This window comes from Rhodococcus sp. NPDC019647 (assembly GCF_044389235.1).
Taxonomy (GTDB): Bacteria; Actinomycetota; Actinomycetes; order Mycobacteriales; family Mycobacteriaceae; genus Rhodococcus_F; species Rhodococcus_F oxybenzonivorans.
The window spans coordinates 150,617-168,632 of the sequence record NZ_JBIRXS010000009.1; the positions used below are offsets into that span (position 1 = coordinate 150,617).

Annotated in this window: 16 protein-coding genes; 5 read left to right on the plus strand and 11 right to left on the minus strand. The window is 67.2% G+C overall.

Annotated elements, in window-relative coordinates; all coding sequences use genetic code 11:
• Positions 1-104: 104 nt before the first annotated feature.
• The 10 genes from murD to ACH49N_RS18985 all read right to left on the minus strand — a co-directional run bounded on the left by murD (position 105) and on the right by ACH49N_RS18985 (position 11,929).
• Positions 105-1,601 carry a UDP-N-acetylmuramoyl-L-alanine--D-glutamate ligase gene (gene murD, locus ACH49N_RS18940; RefSeq protein WP_358273819.1) on the minus strand — a complete coding sequence of 499 codons (1,497 nt, stop codon included), beginning with the start codon at positions 1,599-1,601 and terminating at the stop codon, positions 105-107.
• Between the two features lie 4 nt (positions 1,602-1,605).
• Positions 1,606-2,685 (minus strand): phospho-N-acetylmuramoyl-pentapeptide-transferase, encoded by a 1,080-nt coding sequence (gene mraY / locus ACH49N_RS18945; RefSeq protein WP_159921716.1) that lies wholly within the window; start codon positions 2,683-2,685, stop codon positions 1,606-1,608.
• Positions 2,682-4,196, minus strand: coding sequence for a UDP-N-acetylmuramoyl-tripeptide--D-alanyl-D-alanine ligase (murF, locus tag ACH49N_RS18950; RefSeq protein WP_358273817.1), 1,515 nt, complete (start codon positions 4,194-4,196; stop codon positions 2,682-2,684). Before murF ends, mraY begins: the two co-directional genes overlap by 4 nt.
• Entirely contained in the window at positions 4,193-5,767 is a 1,575-nt protein-coding gene (locus ACH49N_RS18955; RefSeq protein WP_358273955.1) for a UDP-N-acetylmuramoyl-L-alanyl-D-glutamate--2,6-diaminopimelate ligase, read from the minus strand. Before ACH49N_RS18955 ends, murF begins: the two co-directional genes overlap by 4 nt.
• Before the next feature lie 267 nt (positions 5,768-6,034).
• Positions 6,035-7,885, minus strand: a complete 1,851-nt coding sequence (locus ACH49N_RS18960) for a penicillin-binding protein 2 (RefSeq protein ID WP_358273815.1) — start codon at positions 7,883-7,885, stop codon at positions 6,035-6,037.
• Positions 7,882-8,562, minus strand: coding sequence for a hypothetical protein (locus tag ACH49N_RS18965; RefSeq protein WP_250774209.1), 681 nt, complete (start codon positions 8,560-8,562; stop codon positions 7,882-7,884). The genes ACH49N_RS18960 and ACH49N_RS18965 overlap by 4 nt, the downstream gene beginning before the upstream one ends.
• On the minus strand, positions 8,559-9,575 hold the full coding sequence (rsmH, locus tag ACH49N_RS18970) for a 16S rRNA (cytosine(1402)-N(4))-methyltransferase RsmH (RefSeq protein ID WP_250774382.1): 1,017 nt from the start codon (positions 9,573-9,575) through the stop codon (positions 8,559-8,561). Before rsmH ends, ACH49N_RS18965 begins: the two co-directional genes overlap by 4 nt.
• Before the next feature lie 198 nt (positions 9,576-9,773).
• Positions 9,774-10,205 (minus strand): division/cell wall cluster transcriptional repressor MraZ, encoded by a 432-nt coding sequence (gene mraZ, locus ACH49N_RS18975; protein WP_358273813.1) that lies wholly within the window; start codon positions 10,203-10,205, stop codon positions 9,774-9,776.
• 475 nt (positions 10,206-10,680) lie between these two features.
• Positions 10,681-11,109 carry a DUF3040 domain-containing protein gene (locus ACH49N_RS18980; protein ID WP_159921711.1) on the minus strand — a complete coding sequence of 143 codons (429 nt, stop codon included), beginning with the start codon at positions 11,107-11,109 and terminating at the stop codon, positions 10,681-10,683.
• A 235-nt stretch (positions 11,110-11,344) separates the two neighbouring features.
• On the minus strand, positions 11,345-11,929 hold the full coding sequence (locus ACH49N_RS18985) for an SAV_6107 family HEPN domain-containing protein (protein ID WP_159921710.1): 585 nt from the start codon (positions 11,927-11,929) through the stop codon (positions 11,345-11,347).
• A gap of 53 nt (positions 11,930-11,982) precedes the next feature.
• Here ACH49N_RS18985 and ACH49N_RS18990 point away from each other — a divergent pair, with 53 nt between their 5' ends.
• Genes ACH49N_RS18990 through ACH49N_RS19010 form a run of 5 tightly spaced genes read left to right on the plus strand, consistent with a single transcriptional unit; the run spans position 11,983 to position 16,974 of the window.
• Positions 11,983-12,642 (plus strand): GNAT family N-acetyltransferase, encoded by a 660-nt coding sequence (locus ACH49N_RS18990; protein ID WP_358273810.1) that lies wholly within the window; start codon positions 11,983-11,985, stop codon positions 12,640-12,642.
• A gap of 4 nt (positions 12,643-12,646) precedes the next feature.
• A complete protein-coding gene (locus ACH49N_RS18995; protein WP_358273808.1) occupies positions 12,647-14,236 on the plus strand; it encodes an NAD(P)/FAD-dependent oxidoreductase in 1,590 nt (529 codons plus the stop codon).
• Positions 14,233-15,063, plus strand: coding sequence for a carotenoid biosynthesis protein (locus ACH49N_RS19000; protein ID WP_358273806.1), 831 nt, complete (start codon positions 14,233-14,235; stop codon positions 15,061-15,063). The genes ACH49N_RS18995 and ACH49N_RS19000 overlap by 4 nt, the downstream gene beginning before the upstream one ends.
• Before the next feature lie 31 nt (positions 15,064-15,094).
• The gene (locus tag ACH49N_RS19005) at positions 15,095-15,817 is read left to right on the plus strand and encodes an LppM family (lipo)protein (protein WP_159921703.1); all 723 of its coding nucleotides are present in this window, start codon (positions 15,095-15,097) and stop codon (positions 15,815-15,817) included.
• On the plus strand, positions 15,814-16,974 hold the full coding sequence (locus ACH49N_RS19010) for a glycosyltransferase (protein WP_358273953.1): 1,161 nt from the start codon (positions 15,814-15,816) through the stop codon (positions 16,972-16,974). Before ACH49N_RS19005 ends, ACH49N_RS19010 begins: the two co-directional genes overlap by 4 nt.
• Here ACH49N_RS19010 and metF read toward each other — a convergent pair.
• The gene (gene metF / locus ACH49N_RS19015; RefSeq protein ID WP_159921699.1) at positions 16,967-17,971 is read right to left on the minus strand and encodes a methylenetetrahydrofolate reductase [NAD(P)H]; all 1,005 of its coding nucleotides are present in this window, start codon (positions 17,969-17,971) and stop codon (positions 16,967-16,969) included. The genes ACH49N_RS19010 and metF overlap by 8 nt on opposite strands.
• Positions 17,972-18,016 lie beyond the last annotated feature (45 nt).

The window sequence follows — 18,016 nt, forward strand, 5'->3', positions numbered from 1 at the left end:
GCCACCGCGGCCCCGCTGCGCGTCGGACACCCGGCTCCGCTGCGCGTCGGCCCCACGGCTGCGCTGCGCGTCGGGAACCCGGCGTGGGCGCGGATCGGCCGACGTCATTGCGGCTGCCCGGTAATGTCCGATGCATGCAGTCGGCCGACCGCGTCGGCAAAGCTCCTACCTCGATGACCGTAGCTGTCGAACATGTCGAGCGAAGCCGCGGCAGGAGCCAGTACGACGGCGTCACCCGCCGTCGCCAGGGCAGCCGCCTCACGCACGACGGCTGCCATGACCGCGTCGCTGTCGGTATCGGGCGGCAGAACCACCCGTCGGGTCGCGGCTCGAGCAACAGCACTCACTCCAGCATCGTCTCCCGTTTCGACACTGACCACGGGAACCTCGGGGGCGTGTCGCGCAAGCGACTCGGCGATGTGGGTGGCGTCACGCCCGAGTAGCACGACTCCGGTCAGGCGGTTGGCCACCTCGACGATCAGGTCGTCGACCTGGGCGCCTTTGAGGAGGCCGCCGGCGATCCACACCACGCGTTCGTGCGCGAGAATCGACGGCCCGGCCGCGTGCGGGTTGGTGGCCTTCGAGTCGTCGACGAAGGTGACCCCGCCGATCTCGGCAACGCGTGCACCGCGGTGCGGGCCGACGACGTAACTCGTCAGACCGCGGGCCACGGCCTCGGGCCCCACCCCCGCGGCGCGCGCGAGCGCTGCCGCAGCGAGCGCATCCATCAACCCCGCAGGACCGGACGGGGTAATCCCCTCCGCCGGGGCCAGCCGCAGTCCGTCGGCGAACGCCCGATCCACCAGGTGGCCGTTTTCGATCCCCAACTCCCCCGGCCCCGGGATCCCCACCCGGAAGCCCACCGTGCGTTCGGCGGGTGAGGAGGTTGCGAGGGACGCGGCCACGTCGTCGTCGAGACCCAGTACTGCGACATCGCCGGTCAACGCTCGCGCCTTCGCTTCGATGTACGACTGCATACCGCCGTGCCAGTCGAGGTGGTCCTCGGCGATGTTCAGGACGGCTCCGGCCGCCGGCCGAACTGACGGTGCCCAGTGCAGTTGGAACGACGAGAGTTCCACCGCCAGCACTTCGGGCCGAGGAGACGTCTGGCGTAGGGCCTCGAGGACCGGGAGTCCGATGTTCCCGCAGGCTGCGCTGGGCACCTTTGCCGCCGACAGGATCGACTGCAGCATCGAGGTCGTGGTCGTCTTTCCGTTGGTCCCGGTAACCACCAACCATCGGCGGGGCGAGCCGTAGAGTCCCGATCGGTCCACGTGCCAGGAGAGTTCGATATCTCCCCAGATGGGGATGCCGTCTCCGGCGGCAGCCGAGAGCAGCGGTGTGTCGGGACGGAATCCGGGGCTGGTCACCACCAGTGCGAAGTCACGGACACGTTCGCGGTCGGCGAGGAGGTCGTCGATGGGCACGGTGGCTGCGCCGAGCCTCGCGCATTCGGCAAGGGCGTCGGCATTCGAATCGGTGACGGTGACGAGGGCTCCGAGTTCACGGAGCGGTTCGATCGTCGCCCGGCCCGAGATTCCCGCCCCCGCGACGAGTACGGCACGGCCCCGCAACCGATCGAGTTCCAGATCCTCGGCCACTGGGTCAGCCGCCGATCGCTGCCAGGTACTCGCTGTAGAACAGCGCGAGGCCGATCGCCGAGGCGATGGCCGCCAGCAACCAGAAGCGGATGATCACCGTGGTTTCCGCCCACCCGGCGAGTTCGAAGTGATGGTGGAAAGGCGCCATGCGGAACACGCGTCTCCGGCTCGACCTGAACACCGCAACCTGGATCACCACGGACGCCGCTTCGGCGACGAAGAGAGCGCCGATCACCACCATGAGCAGTTCCGTCCGCGTCGTGATGGACAGCCCGGCGAGCATGCCGCCCAGCGCAAGGGAGCCGGTGTCGCCCATGAAGATTTTGGCGGGCGCGGCGTTCCACCAGAGGAAGCCGATGCAGGCGCCCGCCCCGGCGGCGCAGATCAGGGCCAGGTCGAGCGGATCCCGGACGTCGTAGCAACCCTTTCCCGGGCTGGTCTCACATGCGTTGCGGTACTGCCAGAACGTGATGATGACGTAGGCACCCAGCACGAGGCTCATGGAACCGGCCGCCAGGCCGTCGAGTCCGTCGGTGAGGTTGACGGCGTTCGACCACGCGCTGACCAGCAGATAACAAAACGCGACGAACACTACGGATCCCAGGGTCACCGTCGCGATGTCTCGGACATACGACAGGTGGGCACTGCCGGGGGTCAGGTCGTTGGCACCGCGGAACTGCAGCGCGAGGATGCCGAACGCCACCGCCGCGATCAGCTGGCCGACCAGCTTTGCGGTCTTGTTCAGTCCCAGGTTGCGCTGCTTGCGGATCTTGATGAAGTCGTCGAGGAACCCGACACCACCGAGCGCAGTGGTCAGGCCCAGCACCAGCAGACCCGACGCCGACGGGCCGTCTGCGTTGTAGCCGATACCGATCAGGTGCGATCCCCAGTACCCCGCCCACAGGCCGGCGAGGATGGCGACTCCACCCATCGTCGGGGTCCCGCGCTTCGACTGGTGACTGGCCGGACCTTCGACACGGATCTCCTGGCCGAAACCCTGACGGGAAAAGGCCTTTATGAGGACCGGCGTCAGCAGAATCGAGACGGCAAGCGCGATGCCCGCCGCGAAGAGGATCTGTCTCACCGCATGGCCTCCGAACCCTTCTGTCCCGTGTGTCCCGCCAGCACCGCGTCCGCGACCTCCCACAGTCCGATGGATTGCGAGGCTTTGACCAATACCAGGTCACCCGCCGCCAATTCCTCCTCGAGCAACGCGATCGCCGAGGCGGCGTCGGGAACGAGTATCGCCTCGTCGCCCCACGAGCCCTCCATGACCGCGCCCTGATGCATGGCCCGTGCCGGTCTGCCGGTTCCGACGATGATCAACTTGCTCACGTCCAGCCGGACCGCGAACCTGCCGATCGCATCGTGTTCGACCACTGATTCTGGTCCCAGCTCCGCCATTTCTCCGAGTACCGCCCAACTGCGGCGCGCCGCGCCGCGGCCGGTCTTCGCCATCGACACCAGCGCCTTGATGGCTGCGCGCATCGAATCAGGATTGGCGTTGTACGAATCGTTGACAACCGTCACACCGTCCGGCCGGTCTCGCACATCCATACGGCGAGCCGACACCGCAGCGGCCCCGGACAGTGCCTGGGCAACCTGACCGAGATCTGCGCCGCACTCGAAAGCCACTGCAGCAGCGGCGAGTGCGTTCCCGACTTGATGTTCGCCGTGCACCGCCAGCTCGACCGGAACACTGCCCGAAGACGTGGTGATCGTGAATCGCGCACGCGCCTTCTCGTCGAGCACGATGTCGGTGGCCCGGATATCCGCCGCCTCCGACTGACCGACGAGCACCACGCGCGCAGAGGTCCGTGAGGCCATGGCGGCGACCAGAGGGTCGTCTGCATTGAGCACGGCGACGCCGCCGTCCGCGGCAGTCGGCAGCGCTTCGGCGAGCTCCCCCTTCGCCAGGGCGATCGCGTCCCGGGACCCGAACTCACCGAGATGCGCCGTGCCCACGTTGAGAATGACCCCGATCCGGGGAGGCGCGATGGTCGCGAGGGACGCGATGTGCCCCAGCCCGCGCGCAGACATCTCCAGAACCAGGAACCGGGTGTCGGCATCAGCGCGCAGGGCAGTCCACGGGTGCCCGAGCTCGTTGTTGAACGATCCAGGCGGCGCCACCACCGGGCCCAGGGGGCGCAGAACAGCCGCGAGGAGGTCTTTGGTCGAGGTCTTGCCCGCTGACCCGGTCACTCCGACCACGGTCAAGCCCTTGTCGGTCAGTTCGTCGACAGAGGCACGGGCAAGCTTCGCCAGAGCGGCGAGCACCGCGGCGCCGGACCCGTCCGAATCGTGTTCGAGTGCCATCGCCCGGCTCGGGACGTCCACCGGAATCGGCGGCACCACGACGGCCGGAACCCCGACCGGCCGCGCAGCCACGACGGCGGCCGCACCTGCCGCAACGGCGGCCGCAGCATGGTCGTGACCGTCGACGCGGGCACCGGGCAGAGCGAGGAAGAGGCCGCCTGGGCCTACCTTCCGCGAATCGAATTCCACGCTGCCGGTCACCTCGGTCGAGGGATCGACGACATCGTGGAGCTCGCCTCCCACGATTTCGGCGATGCGAGCGAGTGTCATCGGGATCATTTGCTTCCTCCGATTACCTGCTCGATCGCTTCGCCCAGAACCTCGCGATCGTCAAATGGGTGCTTCACCCCGGAAATCTCCTGACCGGACTCGTGTCCCTTACCTGCGACCAGAACTACGTCGCCTGCCTGCGCCCAGCGGACGGCCTCGGTGATCGCCCTCGCGCGGTCCCCCACTTCCCGAACTTCTCCCCGCTCGGATTCGGGCACCGCGAGGGCGCCTTCCCGGACCGCGGCTCTGATCGTCGCCGGGTCCTCGGTACGCGGGTTGTCGTCCGTGATGATCAGCAGATCCGCCCCTCGCGCCGCCGCCGACCCCATCAGGGGCCGCTTCCCGGCGTCGCGGTCACCTCCCGCACCCACGACCACCGCGACGCGGCCGGACACCTGGCTCCGAAGGGTCGCGATCACAGCTTCGAGGGCGGCGGGTTTGTGCGCGTAGTCGACGACGGCGAGAAAATCCTGGCCGCGATCGATCCGCTGCACCCGCCCGGGCACGTCGACCTCCGCGATGCCCTTCACTGCGACGAGCGGATCGACCCCCAGTGAGGCGCTCAACGCAACGGCAACCGAGGCATTGGCAACGTTGTACCGGCCCGGAAGCTGTAGCAACACCTCGAGCGACGTGCCGTCCGGAGTGGTGAGAGAGAAGGTCTGCGAACCGGAAGGCGATACCGTCGGCGCACCTGCAGTCCACTCCGCCTCCACACGGCCGGGCCCCGTGGCCACCGTGGATACGACGGAGCCGGCGTCGGCGGCAACCTCGGCCATCCGCTGCCCCCACTCGTCGTCGACGCAGATGACGGCCCGCGGCGCGTGGACCGAAGATTCGGCGCGGAAAAGCCTGGCCTTGGCGGCGAAGTAGTCCTCGAAGTCGCGGTGGAAATCGAGGTGGTCCTGCGAGAGATTGGTGAAGGCACCCACATCGAACCGCACACCGTCGACCCGGCCGAGCGCGAGCGCGTGACTGGAGACCTCCATCACCACCGTGTCGACCCCCTGCTCGAGCATCACGGCGAACAGGGCGTGCAGTTGCGGGGCCTCGGGCGTCGTCAGTGCGCTCGGCACCCGTCGCCCCTTCATCCGCGTTTCGATGGTTCCGACCAGACCGGTGGTGCGCCCCGCCGCGGTGAGGGCGCCCTCCACAAGGTACGAGGTGGTGGTCTTACCGGAAGTGCCGGTGATACCGATCACTTGCATGCGCTCCGACGGACGGCCGTAGATGGTGGCCGACATCTCGCCGAGAACTCCGCGGGGATCGTGGTGGACCAGGACCGGCACGTCCGCTTCCAGCCCCGACACGATGTCGAACCCGGCCTCGTCGGTGAGGATCGCCACGGCCCCGCGTGCCACAGCGTCTGCCGCGAACTCCGCCCCGTGCGCCCGAGCGCCGGGCAAGGCAGCAAAGAGATCGCCCTGGGCGATGGCCTGAGCCCGAAGATCCACTCCCGTGACGACGACGTCGGCAGCACCACCTGCGGAAGCTTCGATTCTGGCTCCGGCAGCTGCGGCGAGAACGCTCACCGGGGTACGAACCGGCAGACTGGGGCGCAGATCGTCGCCAGACTTCAGATCTTCTCCGGACTGCAGAGTTTTTCCGGACTGCAGATCTTCTCCAGACTTCAGTGGCGCGGACGTCGACTGCGGGCGGGACGGAACAGGCACCGGGCTCCTCTCGGGTGTCGACTCTCTACTGACTACGGGCGTCGTGCACGGCTCTACAGTGCGCGACCTGGGCATTTTCACGCGACTGTGTTCACTGAACGACTGTGCCCACTGAACGGCCGACGTGTCAGATTACCGCGACCGTTCCGAAAGCCGGATTCGGCCGACCATCGCTCAATCGGCTTGGAGCACCAGCCTGCGTCCGGGATCCGGGGACATCGGGACGCTGTCACGTTGGAGCAACCACGACGCGATGTTGTGGAACAGCGGCGCGGCGGACTGCCCACCGGTGCCGTCCGCGCTCCGCGTAGGTGCGTTCAGCATGATGCCGATCACGTACCGCGGATTGTCCGCGGGCGCGATCCCGGCGAACGTGATCCAGTAGTTCGAATTCGAGTAGCACTTGCAGGCGGGGTCGACCTGCTGCGCTGTTCCCGTCTTACCGCTGATTTGGTAACCGTCGACAGCAGCCTGAACCCCTGTGCCGCGCTGGTTGCCGGTGTCGTTCTGCGTGACGGACCGGAACATGTCACGCACGGTGGCCGCTGTCTGCGGGCTGACCACGGTGATTTCTTCCGGTCGCTCCGTCTCGGTTCTGTCGCCGTCCGCGTCGATGGTGGCCCGGACGATTCGCGGCGGAATGCGAATACCGTCGTTGGCGATGGCCTGATACATACCGGTCATCTGCAACAACGTCATCGACAGACCTTGGCCGATCGGCAGGTTCGCAAAGGTGCCGCCCGACCACTGGTCGCGGCTCGGCACACTGCCCGCGCTCTCGCCGGGTAACCCCACATCGGTGCGCTGACCGAGTCCGAACTTCGACAGCATGTCGGCGTAACGGTCCTCGCCGACGCGCTGAGCGAGCATCAGCGTGCCGACGTTCGACGACTTACCGAACACCCCGGTGGAAGTGTAGGCAGCAACACCGTGATCCCAGGCATCCTTCACCGACACGCCTGCCATCTGAATGGTGCCGGGAACCTCGAGGACCTCGTCGGGGGTGGTCAGTCCGTACTCGATGGCCGCTGCGGCGGTCACGATCTTGTTCACCGATCCCGGCTCGAACGGGGTACTGACCGACAGATTGCCCATCTCCACAGATCTCGGATTATTGCCCACCCCGATCGCCGGGTTGAACGTGCTGTCGTTCGACATCGCCAGGACTTCACCGGTGTGAGAGTCGAGCACCACCGCCGACGCATCCTTGGCGCCGGACTTGTCCTTCGCCATCTGCACTTGCTGCTGCACGTAGTACTGAAGGTCCGAGTCGATGGTGAGTTCGACACTCGACCCGTCCACCGCAGGCTGCTTGTCACGCCAACTGCCGGGAATGACGGCGCCGTCGGACCCGCGGTCGTAGGTTTCGGAGCCGTCCGTGCCGGCGAGAGTGGAGTCCAGTGAGTCCTCGAGGCCGAGGAGCCCGTGCCCGTCCCAGCCGGTCGCGCCGACGAGGTTTGCGGCGAGGGATCCGCCGGGATATTCGCGGATGTCCTGACGCTCGAGACCCACCTCGGGATACTTCTCACTGATTTCGGCGGCAATCGCGGGGTCGACACTGCGGGCGAGATAGACGAACGTCTCGTCGCTGCGCAGTTTCTCCTTCAGTTCTTTCTCCGGCGCCGCGTCACCGAGGCGGTCGTGAATTTCCTTGGCTATGGCATCGAGCCTCGAATCGACCTCGGGGGCGGTCTCGCTCTTGGCGCGCGCCTCCTCGAGCTCCTTACGGACCCGCGCAGGCTGAAAAGTCAGTGCCTTCGCTTCCATGGTGAAAGCAATGGGGTTGGCATTGCGGTCGGTGATCGACCCGCGCAGCGCCGGATCCACCTGGGTGGTCGTGCGTTGATTCGCCGCCTCGGCCGACAGTTGCGGCGCGTCGATGACCTGAATCCACAAGAGTTGCACCGCGGCGAGGCCGAGCGCTCCGAACATCATCCCGCGTCCGATCCGTTGCCTGAACGGAAAGGATCCTGTGCCGGCGCCCTTGGGGCGCCGGGGACGACTTCTCGGTGCGTTTCGGTTCACCGGCGACCACCCGATGGTGGTGCTGTCGTCGGTGCAGTGGTCGAAGGCATCACGGGAACCAATTGTTCACCTCGGGCCTGGATCTCCGGGCTATTGCCGGGTCGTGGCGTGGCGCGCGGCGCCTGCGTAGTGGTCGTGCCCCGATTCGGAGCTGTCGCGACCGTGTTCCCCGCCTGGGTGGACGGGGCCGCGGCATCGAGCGGGGGCACAGGTGACCCGGATGCCGGAGCCGGCTTCCCGACCACCTCGACGCTTCCGTCCAGGTGCACCACGAGACGAGCGGGATCGTTCGCCGGAACCATCCCCAACTTGGCCGCTTCCTCCGCGAGTTTCGGCGCAGAGTTGGCCGTCTCCACATCCCGCTGCAGCGCCGCCTTCTCCTCCGCGAGCGACTGATTGTGTTCCCGCGCAGCACTGAGCTGATAGGAATCCTCCGCCGAGCGGGTGGTGAGCAGGAGAGTGACGGCGAGGCCCAAGCTGAGAAGTCCGAGAATCGTTGCCACAAAAGGAATCCGGGCAGCAAGGGAACCGGCGCGGTTCATTCCGGCCACGGCGGTCGGCGATCCGCTGTGCACTGCCGCACGCTGGGTACGCCGCTCGTACGCTCGCTGGGCAGCGCCCGAACGGTTACCCCCACGTGCAGGCCGTACCTCGGGGGAATTCACCTGAACCGTCATGCCGCCGACCTCCTGGCAATTTTTTCTGCAGCACGCAAGCGCACCGGGGCTGATCGTGGGTTCTCTTCTATTTCCTGCTCGGACGCTCGCTCCGCCCCTCGGGTGAGGATGCGGAACTCCGGCCCCATACCCGGCAACTCGACAGGGAGCCCCTCCGGACTCCTCGACTTCGATCGGGGAGTGATCTCCTGCTTGACCACCCGGTCTTCGAGCGACTGATACGACATGAACACGACGCGTCCCCCGACAGTCAACGCGTCGAGTGCCGCCGGTATCGCCGCTCGCAGTGAATCGAGTTCGCCGTTGACCTCGACGCGAAGAGCTTGGAAGGTCCGCTTGGCGGGGTGTCCCCCGGTCCGGCGGGTCGCCGCCGGAATGGCGCGATACAGCAGTTCGACCAGTTCGGCACTCGTCGTGAAGGGCTGCTTCGCCCGCTGCCGGACGATTTCCGACGCAATCTTTCCCGCGAACCGTTCTTCACCGTAGGTGCTGAGGATCCGGGCCAGATCACCGTGGCTGTATGTATTGAGTACCTCTGCCGCCGTGATGCCCGTAGTCGGATCCATCCGCATGTCGAGCGGCGCATCGATGGAGTAGGCGAAACCGCGATCGGACTCGTCGAGTTGCATCGACGACACCCCCAGGTCGAACAGGATGCCGTGAACTGAATCTCGAGGAGGAAGTCCCGCTTCGAGGAGTGCATTCTCGATGCCGTCATACCGAGTGTGGACGAAGGTCACGCGGTCCCCGAACGGGGCCAACCGAGCCCCGGCGATCTCGAGGGCGTGCGGATCCCGGTCGAGGGCCACGAGCTTCAGCCGAGGGTACGTCCGGAGAAAATGCTCGGAATGCCCACCGAGGCCGAGGGTGGCGTCGATCATGACGGCTCCCCCACCCTCCGGGTCGTGCAGAGTGAGCGCGGGGCCGAGGAGTTCGACTGCTCGGTGCAGCAGGACGGGGATATGGCCGAAGCCATCGGCGGGCGAGGATTCTTCCCCCTCGTGATCCACCATGATCCCTCCGGCTCCTGCTTCTGTGGTGCGGGTGGACATGTCCGAAGCCGGAGTCCACATGTCGAACTTCTCTTCTCGGCCGGTTGCCGGTGCGAATGCTTCGAGGTCCCTGCCCGAAATGAAAACCTGGCGCTGGGGAAGTGCGTCAGGGTTCCGTCGGACAGAGGCCTCGCTGCATTCGCGTGCGTGCGGTCATGCTCAGACGATCTCGCCGAGCGCGACTCCCGTTGCCTGCGAGTAGTTCTCCTCGTTCTCCTCGACGTAGCTCTGCCATGCCTGCGCATCCCAGATCTCGAGGAAATCGACCGAACCGATCACTACGCAATCCTTGGAGAGACCTGCGTAGCGACGGTGATCTGCCGAGAGGGTGATGCGCCCCTGGGCATCTGCATGCTGCTCATCGGTGCCGGCAGCGAGACCGCGCACGAAAGCTCGCGCTTCCGGATCGCTTCTCGACGCTGCCGCGGCCTTGCGCGCGAGCGCGGTGAACTCTTCCCGAGGATACACCGCGAGGCTGTGATCCTGACCCTTGGTGACCATCAACCCTCCCGCCAGTGCATCCCGGAACTTTGCGGGCAACGTCAGCCGCCCTTTGTCGTCGAGCTTCGGCGTGTAGGTACCGAGAAACACTCGACACCTCCCACTACGTCCATATCGAACGCCGCATGCCCGGGCGGTTCACCTTCGGCTCCCCGCTGCGCACCACAGTACCCCACTTTCCCCCACTGACAAGGCGGAAGCAGCGGTGTTTCCCTCCTGTTTGCTCGATACTTGCTGGTCAATGCCAATTCGTGAAGGTGGGGGAAAATTCCCACAGTGACCACGAACACGGCCCACTCATGGGACGAACCAGCCAGCGCACGCGGTGAACGCCGTAAAAGGCCAGGTGAGGTGACGACGGCGATGTCCCGGGCAGTCGCGCATCGATCAGTCCGCACGCAATGGGGGAAAGTGGGGCGAGTAGGGGTCCGGGGATCACACAGAGACATTCACTGAGAGCACCAGCCAGTCGCGGCGGGAGGCGTGGGCGCGTTCACAGCCACAAAAAAGCGTTGGCGGCGTGGCATCGAAATGCCACCGCCGCCAACGCCCGAAGTGAGTTCTGCTACTCCTGCTCGAATCTCTTCTTGAAGCGATCTTCCATTCGCGACGAGAACCCGCCACTCTTTCGTCCGCCCCGGGGCTTACCCCGGTCGGACCTCTTGGTCTCGTCGGGCGTGGTCGAGCCGCCACGCGACGACTGTCGGGACTTGTTCTTTCCCCCACCCCACAGGAGGAGGACTCCCGCACCGAACATAACGATGAAGCCGATCAAGCTGATCACCGGGAATCCACCCGGCTTGATCGGCAGGGCGACGCCGGCGATGAGCAGGACCAGCCCCAGGACGAACAGGGCTATGGCCTGAAAACGACGACGACTCGATGCCGCACGCATGCGACCGCCTCGCACAGTGGAGGCGAACTTGGGATCTTCGGCATAGAGAGCGCTCTCGATCTGGTCGAGCATGCGCTGCTCGTGCTCGGAGAGTGGCACGGTACCTCCCCCGGCACTGGAGTGTTGGCCACCGCCTCACGGTGCGAGGCGGTGGGTAACCGACTTTGGCGGCTACCTAGATTTAATAATACGAGCAGTTCGACCCCGGTACCACCTACTCGGTGCACGAGTTCGACACCAACCTTACGGACTCCCGCACCGAACCCTGCTCCGGGCTTTCACTACGTCGCCGACACTGCGGGCGGCCGACCCGGATTCCGGGCGAGACGGGCAGCTACGACGCCCGAAGATCGACGTCTGCACCGCGACCGATGTGGTCTTCCACCGCTTGCAAAAACCGCCCCACCTCGACAAAGAACTCATCCGCCTCGAGATCGGTGAGCGTACGAGACATCCCGGCCTCGATCGCGGCACGAGTGGCGGAGTGCCCAGCGAAATAGTCGGCCCATGCGCCGAAGTCGCTCGCGGCGTCTGCCATGAGAACCCAAGCGTTACGCGTTCGTGTCCGTCGACCTCCCGGCGAGGACCCCTCGACAGCGGCGAGCACAGCACCGGCGCCGCGCAGTGCGGCGAGATACGCGCTGTGAAAACGATCCGCAGGCGAGTCGGCGCCGACCGACTGCGACAGAAGAGCGTCAGCCCGGTCGAGCAGGGAGGCGGCGCGCCGAGATGCCGGAGCACGCACCTCCCCCGGTCGCCGCGAGGGCCCAGAGGTCGGTCCTGAAACCGAGTTGTTCCTCACTTCGAACACCTCCACAACCCCGGTGTGTCCACCCCGCCGGGCGTAGTCCTGTCGTGAGCCGGGGTCCCGGCGATGCTCGCTTCCCTCGAGCATCGCCGGATCCCCGCTATCGAACATCCGTTCGACCTATTCAATATAGCTGGACCCACCGACACGTCGTCAAGAGAAAGGTGAGACCGGTCGACACGAACGCTGACCAGATACCGCTCGTGGTCGAACTCTCGGCTGCCGAGTTCCGCGACCGCCTCCAGGAGGCCCTCGCGATCTATGTCGCCGCCATGGGCTATCCCCGCGGCACGGAATACCACCGCGCGCCGATGTGGACCGAACATGTGCAGCGATCGGGGTGGAGCGGTGTCGGCGCCGTGGTCCCGGCCGATCCGTCCGCCGAATCCGATGCGACTCACCGCCTCGTGGCCGTGGCCTACGGCTACCGCGGAGCCCCCGAACAGTGGTGGCACCAGCAGGTCCGCACCGGTTTGCGGCACACCGGCTGGACCCGGGACCGGATCGACACAATCCTCGACGACTATTTCGAACTGACCGAACTCCACGTCCATCCCGACGCCCAGGGACACGGTCTCGGCGCAACACTCCTTCTCCGATTGCTCGACCGCCGACCCGAACGCGGCGTGTTGTTGTCCACCCCCGAGGTCGCGGACGAGAACAATCGAGCGTGGCGGCTCTACCGTCGGCTCGGATTCCGGGATGTACTGCGCCACTTCCGGTTCGCAGGCGACAACCGTCCCTTCGCGGTCCTCGGCCGTAGCCTTCCACTGGAAAGCCTTTCCACCGAGAAGCCTTCCTCCGGAGAAGAACCGTTAACCTGACCCGATGATCGATGCGGTGGTAGTCGGGTCGGGACACAACGCCCTGGTGTCGGCGTGCTACCTGGCTCGAACGGGATGGTCGGTCGAGGTGATCGAACGCGACACCGTACCGGGCGGAGCGGTCTCGACAGTGGAACGGTTTCCAGGTCACCGTGTCGACCGCGGATCCTCCGCGCACATCATGATCCGTCACACCGGCATCGTCGAAGAACTGGGCCTGCAGGCGCACGGTCTGCGCTACCTGGATTGCGATCCGTGGGCGTTCGCCCCGGCACCTGCGGGTACCGGCCGGCCCGGCATCGTGTTCCGGCGCAGCCTCGACGCGACCTGCCTGTCCATCCAGGAGTCCTGCGGACCGGCCGAGGCCGACGCGTATCGGCGGTTCGTCGACGTGTGGGGGCCGCGCAGCGCCCGCGTGATGCGGGCCTTCACCAGGCCGCCGACCGCCCCCGCGCTGTTGTCGTCGTTCTGGGGTCTCGATACGGGGAGCGGCGGCAGCGACCTGTCGCGGCAGTTCCTCGCGTCGGGGGACGCCCTGCTGGACGAATTCTTCGACGACGAACGGCTCAAGGCCGCACTCGCATGGTTCGGCGCCCAGTCCGGGCCGCCGATGTCCGAGCCGGGCACCGCCCCGATGGTGGGATTCGCGGCACTGATGCACACCATTCCGCCCGGCCGTGCCGTCGGTGGCAGCGGCGCCTTGACGGCGGCCCTGGCGTCGCGGTTGCAGGCCGACTCCGGCGTGCTTTCCCTGGGTGAGAAGGTCGTCGCGCTGCGCCGGGACGGGACCTCCTGGATCACCCGGACATCGGCGGGGCGGGAAGTACGATCGCGGACCGTCATTGCCGGGTGCCACGTGCTCACTACGCTCGATCTCCTCGAAGCAGGCGGCTACGACAAGCAAATCCTCGATAGCTGGCGCCGGCGGATCCGCGTCGGACCGGGCATCGGGATGGTGGTACGGCTGGCGACCGACGCCCTGCCGTCCTATCCGAGCGCCCCTGACACCTCGGTGACCAGCGGATTGCAGCTCCTCGTGTCCGATCGCGCGCACCTGCGCCTCGCCCACGGTGCCGCGATGGCAGGTGAACTCCCGCCGCGGCCGGCGGTGCTGGGGATGAGCTTCAGTGGCCTCGATCCCACGATCGCGCCTGCGGGTCGGCATCAGATCACCCTGTGGTCGCAGTGGCAGCCCTACCGGCTCAGCGGGGACCGTCGGTGGAGCGACCTGGCAAAGGCCGAGGCCGAGCGCATCGTCGACGAGATCGACGCACTCGCCCCCGGTGTCCGGGCGTCGATCCTGGACCGTCATGTGCAGTCACCGCAGGACCTCGAGGACGAGATGGGGCTGATCGGGGGCAACGTGATGCACGTCGAGATGTCGCTCGACCAGATGATGATGTGGCGGCCCCTTCCCGAACTGTCCGGGCACCGGGTCCCCGGAGCCGAACGCCTGTACCTCACCGGCGCCTCGACGCATCCGGGCGGTGGGGTGTCCGGTGCCAGCGGGCGAAGCGCCGCACACGTCGCGCTCCACGACGCACGCCGCGCCTCCAGAACCGCGCGACTGCGCCGCCTGTGGCCGGGGACGTGACCGCGCGCATCCCCGCCCTGACGGCCGCAGCAGCGATCGCGGCGCAGATTGTCTACCCTCTGGTGCGCGGTGACCTCCGTGACGCGGTGACGGTCTGCGTCGTGCTCCTGCTCGCCGCGGCGAGCATCACGCATGCCGCCCTCACGCGCGGTCCGCGCTGGGCCGCGGCTCTGGTTCTGGTGACAGCGGGTGTCGGCCTGCTCTCGGAGGTCGTCGGGACGTCAACCGGCGTGCCCTACGGCTGCTACGACTACAGCGTCGACCGACTCGGTCCCGCACTCGCCGGTGTCCCCCTCGTGGTGCCGTTCGCCTGGACAGCGGGTTTCTATCCGGTGTGGTGCGTCGCCTCCCTCCTGGCGGGGCGCAGATATCGGCACCTGATTCGGATGGTCCTCACCACGGTCGGCGTCGTGGGATGGGATCTGTATCTCGACCCCCAGATGGTCGCGGACGGTCAGTGGACTTGGTGCGTCACCGATGCGGGTCTTCCCGGTGTCGAGCACATTCCGGTGACCAACTACGTCGGATGGTGTGTGGTGGCTGCCACCATGGCTGCGGCGATGGAATGGTTCGATCACCGCATTTCTGATACCGCCGCACCGCACGGAACGCCGCCACACAGGGACAGTGTCCCGATCGCGTTGTTCCTGTGGACCTGGCTGGGTTCGGCGCTGGCCCACGCGGTGTTTCTCGACGGACCCGGACTCCGATTCTCCGCGATCTACGGGTGGATCACGATGGGAGTACTCGGGATTCCCCTCCTGATCGTCCTCGTGCGGTCGCGGGTCCGGCGACCCGAGATCCCCGACACGCCCCCTCGCGCCTGACACCGGTTCACTCCCCTGGCACGATACGACTGTGCAGCCGCCCTCACTCCCTGCCCCGAACATCACCCGCGCGCGGAGCCGGGCCCTCTCCCTGACGGCCCTGGTACTTCTGATCGTCCCGTTACTCGCCGGCTGCCTGCGCGTCCAGGTGTCGATGGGAGTGTCCGCCGACGACCGGGTCTCCGGTCAGATCGTGGCTGCGGCCGTACCCGCAGACGATCAGGACAAGGGTCCGCAGCTCACCCCGCCCGATGCGCTGTCGGGCAAGATTCGCGTACAGGAGTACAAGAAGGACGGGTACGTCGGCACCCAGGCATTCTTCAGCGATCTCACGTTCGGTGACGTACAGCAACTCGGCTCGATGTCCGAACAGGCCGCCGGCAGCTTCCAGATTTCGCTGCGCCGGACCGGCGACCTCGTGACCCTGGAAGGCAAGGCCGACCTCAGCTCGGTTCCCGCCCAGGGCACCGATGTGCAGTTCACTATCGCCTTCCCGGCCCGCGTGGCCACGACCAACGGCACGCGGGAGGGCGACTCCATCGTGTCGTGGAAGCTGCCCGCGGGTGACACGTCGACGATCCGCGCCGAGGTGCGCTACTCGGACCCGAGCACCCGGAGCTTCGCGGGCTGGGCGGGGATCATGGCCGGGGTGACGCTCGGCGTGGCCGTGATCGTGGGGGCCTTGGCATGGCTGGCCCGCAACAGGGAGCCGGCCGTAGGCAGTGGACGCCGGAAGGACTCGTCGACGGTGTGACGCCTGCGCCGATCGTTCAGCTGGTCCGCACCGGTTCGGTGCTGTCGGTGGCCGGTATGGCCGTCGCCGCCGTCAATCTGTGCAGGGCCCCGCGTCTGCGGGTGCCGCGCCGCACCGTCACCGAACCGGTCACGGTCTGCATCCCTGCCCGCAACGAGGTCCGGCGACTGCCCGCCCTCATCGAAGATCTGGCCGGTCAGCGCGGCATCCACGATCTCCGGGTCCTCGTGTTCGACGACGCCTCGACCGATGACACGGCCGAGGCAGCCGAGGCTGCGTGCGCCGACGACCCGCGGTTCACCGTCGTCAGAAGCACCGAGGAGCCGCTTCCCGGGTGGGTGGGGAAGCCCGCCGCCTGCCACCGCGCCTACGATCGCGCCCAAGCCCTCCATCCCCGCCGCGACGGACTGCTGGTGTTCCTCGACGCCGACGTGCGGTTGCAGCCGGGCGCGCTGGCCGCGGCGTGTTCCGCGCTTCGCCAGAGCGGGGCCGGGTTGATCTGCCCCTGGCCGTTCCAGGAGTCCGGGTCGATCGCCGAAACCGCCGTCCAGCCGCTTCTGGCCTGGTCGTGGGCGGCCTCACTACCCGTGCGACTCGGCAATCGTTCGCTGCGCCCGTCCATGGCCGTCGCCTGTGGACAGTTCATGGTCTTCGACTCCGCGGCGTACCGCCGGGCGGGTGGGCACGGCGCGGTGGTGAACAGTCTCACCGAGGATCTCGACATTGCCCGACTGCTGCGACACCGCGGAGTTTCCACCCACGTTGTCGTCGCAGGCGGCGCCGCGACCTGCCGGATGTACGAGAACGCCACTGCGCTGCGCAGTGGATACGACCGCTGGCTGTGGACGGCCTTCGGCTCGAGGCCGGGGGCGGTGGCAGCCGTCGGCGCGGTCGGTCTGGCCTATCTTGTGCCGCCGGTGGCGCTCGCGCTGGGCAGTGGACGGGTGCGCCGATGGGGTGCAGTGGGGTATTTCGCTGCCGTGACGTCGAGACTGTGCGCACGAACGCTCGAGCGTGGCGCGTCGCCGACCGCCACGGACGTGGCCGGGGCGGTGACCCACCCGCTCTCGGTCGCGGCGACCGCAGCACTGATCATCTCGTCACACCTCGCCCACCACCGTGGACGAACCAGCTGGAAGGGGCGTGCCCTCAGCTGACGCGGGCCGGAGTGACCGGCCGAGGGTCGGTTCGCGATCCGACCTTGTCCCCCAGCCTCGCCAGCACCTCACTGGTCGCCCGGGCGAAGTTCAACGTGATGAAGTGCAGGCCGGGCGCACCCTCCGCGATGAGCCGCTCAGCCATCTCGGTGGCCACATCGATGCCGATCTCACGGACAGCGGCCCGATTCTCCTCGGGGCCGTCACCAGCCGCCCGGCTCAACCGGCGTTCCAGGGCGACCGGAAGCCGGGACCCCGACAGCTCCATCACGCGCTGCACCGACCGCAGGGACGTGATGGGCATGATCTCGGGAATGATCGGCTTCTCACCCTGCTCGGCGTCGAAGGCCGCGACCCGGTCCCGAAGGCGCAGGTAGTCGTCGATGTCGAAGAACATCTGCGTGATGGAGTACTCCGCGCCGGCCCGGAGTTTCGCGACCAGGTACCGGGTGTCGTGGTCGAGGTCCGGCGCCCGGTAGTGACCTTCCGGGAACGACGCGACGCCGACATGGAAGTCACCGAGCTCACGCACGAGCCGGACCAGTTCCTCGGCGTACTCGACACCCTCCGGATGCTTCTTCCACTCGCCCAGCGGATCGCCCGGTGGGTCACCACGAAGGACGAGAATGTTGCTGATTCCGCGGTCTGCGTAGGCGCCGACCATCGACCGGAGTTCGTCGACGCTGTGCGACACCGCGGTGAGATGCGCCACGGGCAGGAGCGTCGTCTCCTCGGCGAGCTGACCGGTGACACGTACGGTGCGGTCACGGGTGGAGCCACCGGCGCCATAGGTCATGGACACGAAGGCCGGTCCCAGACGTTCGAACTCCCGCACCGCGCGCCACAGGCGGGCCTCGGCGGCCTCGTCCCGCGGGGGCGAGAATTCGACGGAGAAGGGCACCCGACCGTCACGGCACGACCGGATGCGGTCGACGATGGAGGGAGTGCGGGTCACCCAGCCTTCGCTGGCCCGCCCCCTGACGGAATCGAATGTCACCCGACAAGCATAGGTACAGCCGCGCCGGGTGTGCCCACCGCGTCG

What these genes read in the sequence shown, in the direction of transcription:
- rsmH (WP_250774382.1), bottom strand. Translation starts at nt 9,575, where the DNA reads ATGGTGGATCACGAGGGGGAAGAATCCTCGCCCGCCGATGGCTTCGGC.
- ACH49N_RS18965 (WP_250774209.1), bottom strand. Translation starts at nt 8,562, where the DNA reads ATGACGGTTCAGGTGAATTCCCCCGAGGTACGGCCTGCACGTGGGGGT.
- murF (WP_358273817.1), bottom strand. Translation starts at nt 4,196, where the DNA reads ATGATCCCGATGACACTCGCTCGCATCGCCGAAATCGTGGGAGGCGAG.
- ACH49N_RS18985 (WP_159921710.1), bottom strand. Translation starts at nt 11,929, where the DNA reads ATGTTCGATAGCGGGGATCCGGCGATGCTCGAGGGAAGCGAGCATCGC.
- ACH49N_RS18995 (WP_358273808.1), top strand. Translation starts at nt 12,647, where the DNA reads ATGATCGATGCGGTGGTAGTCGGGTCGGGACACAACGCCCTGGTGTCG.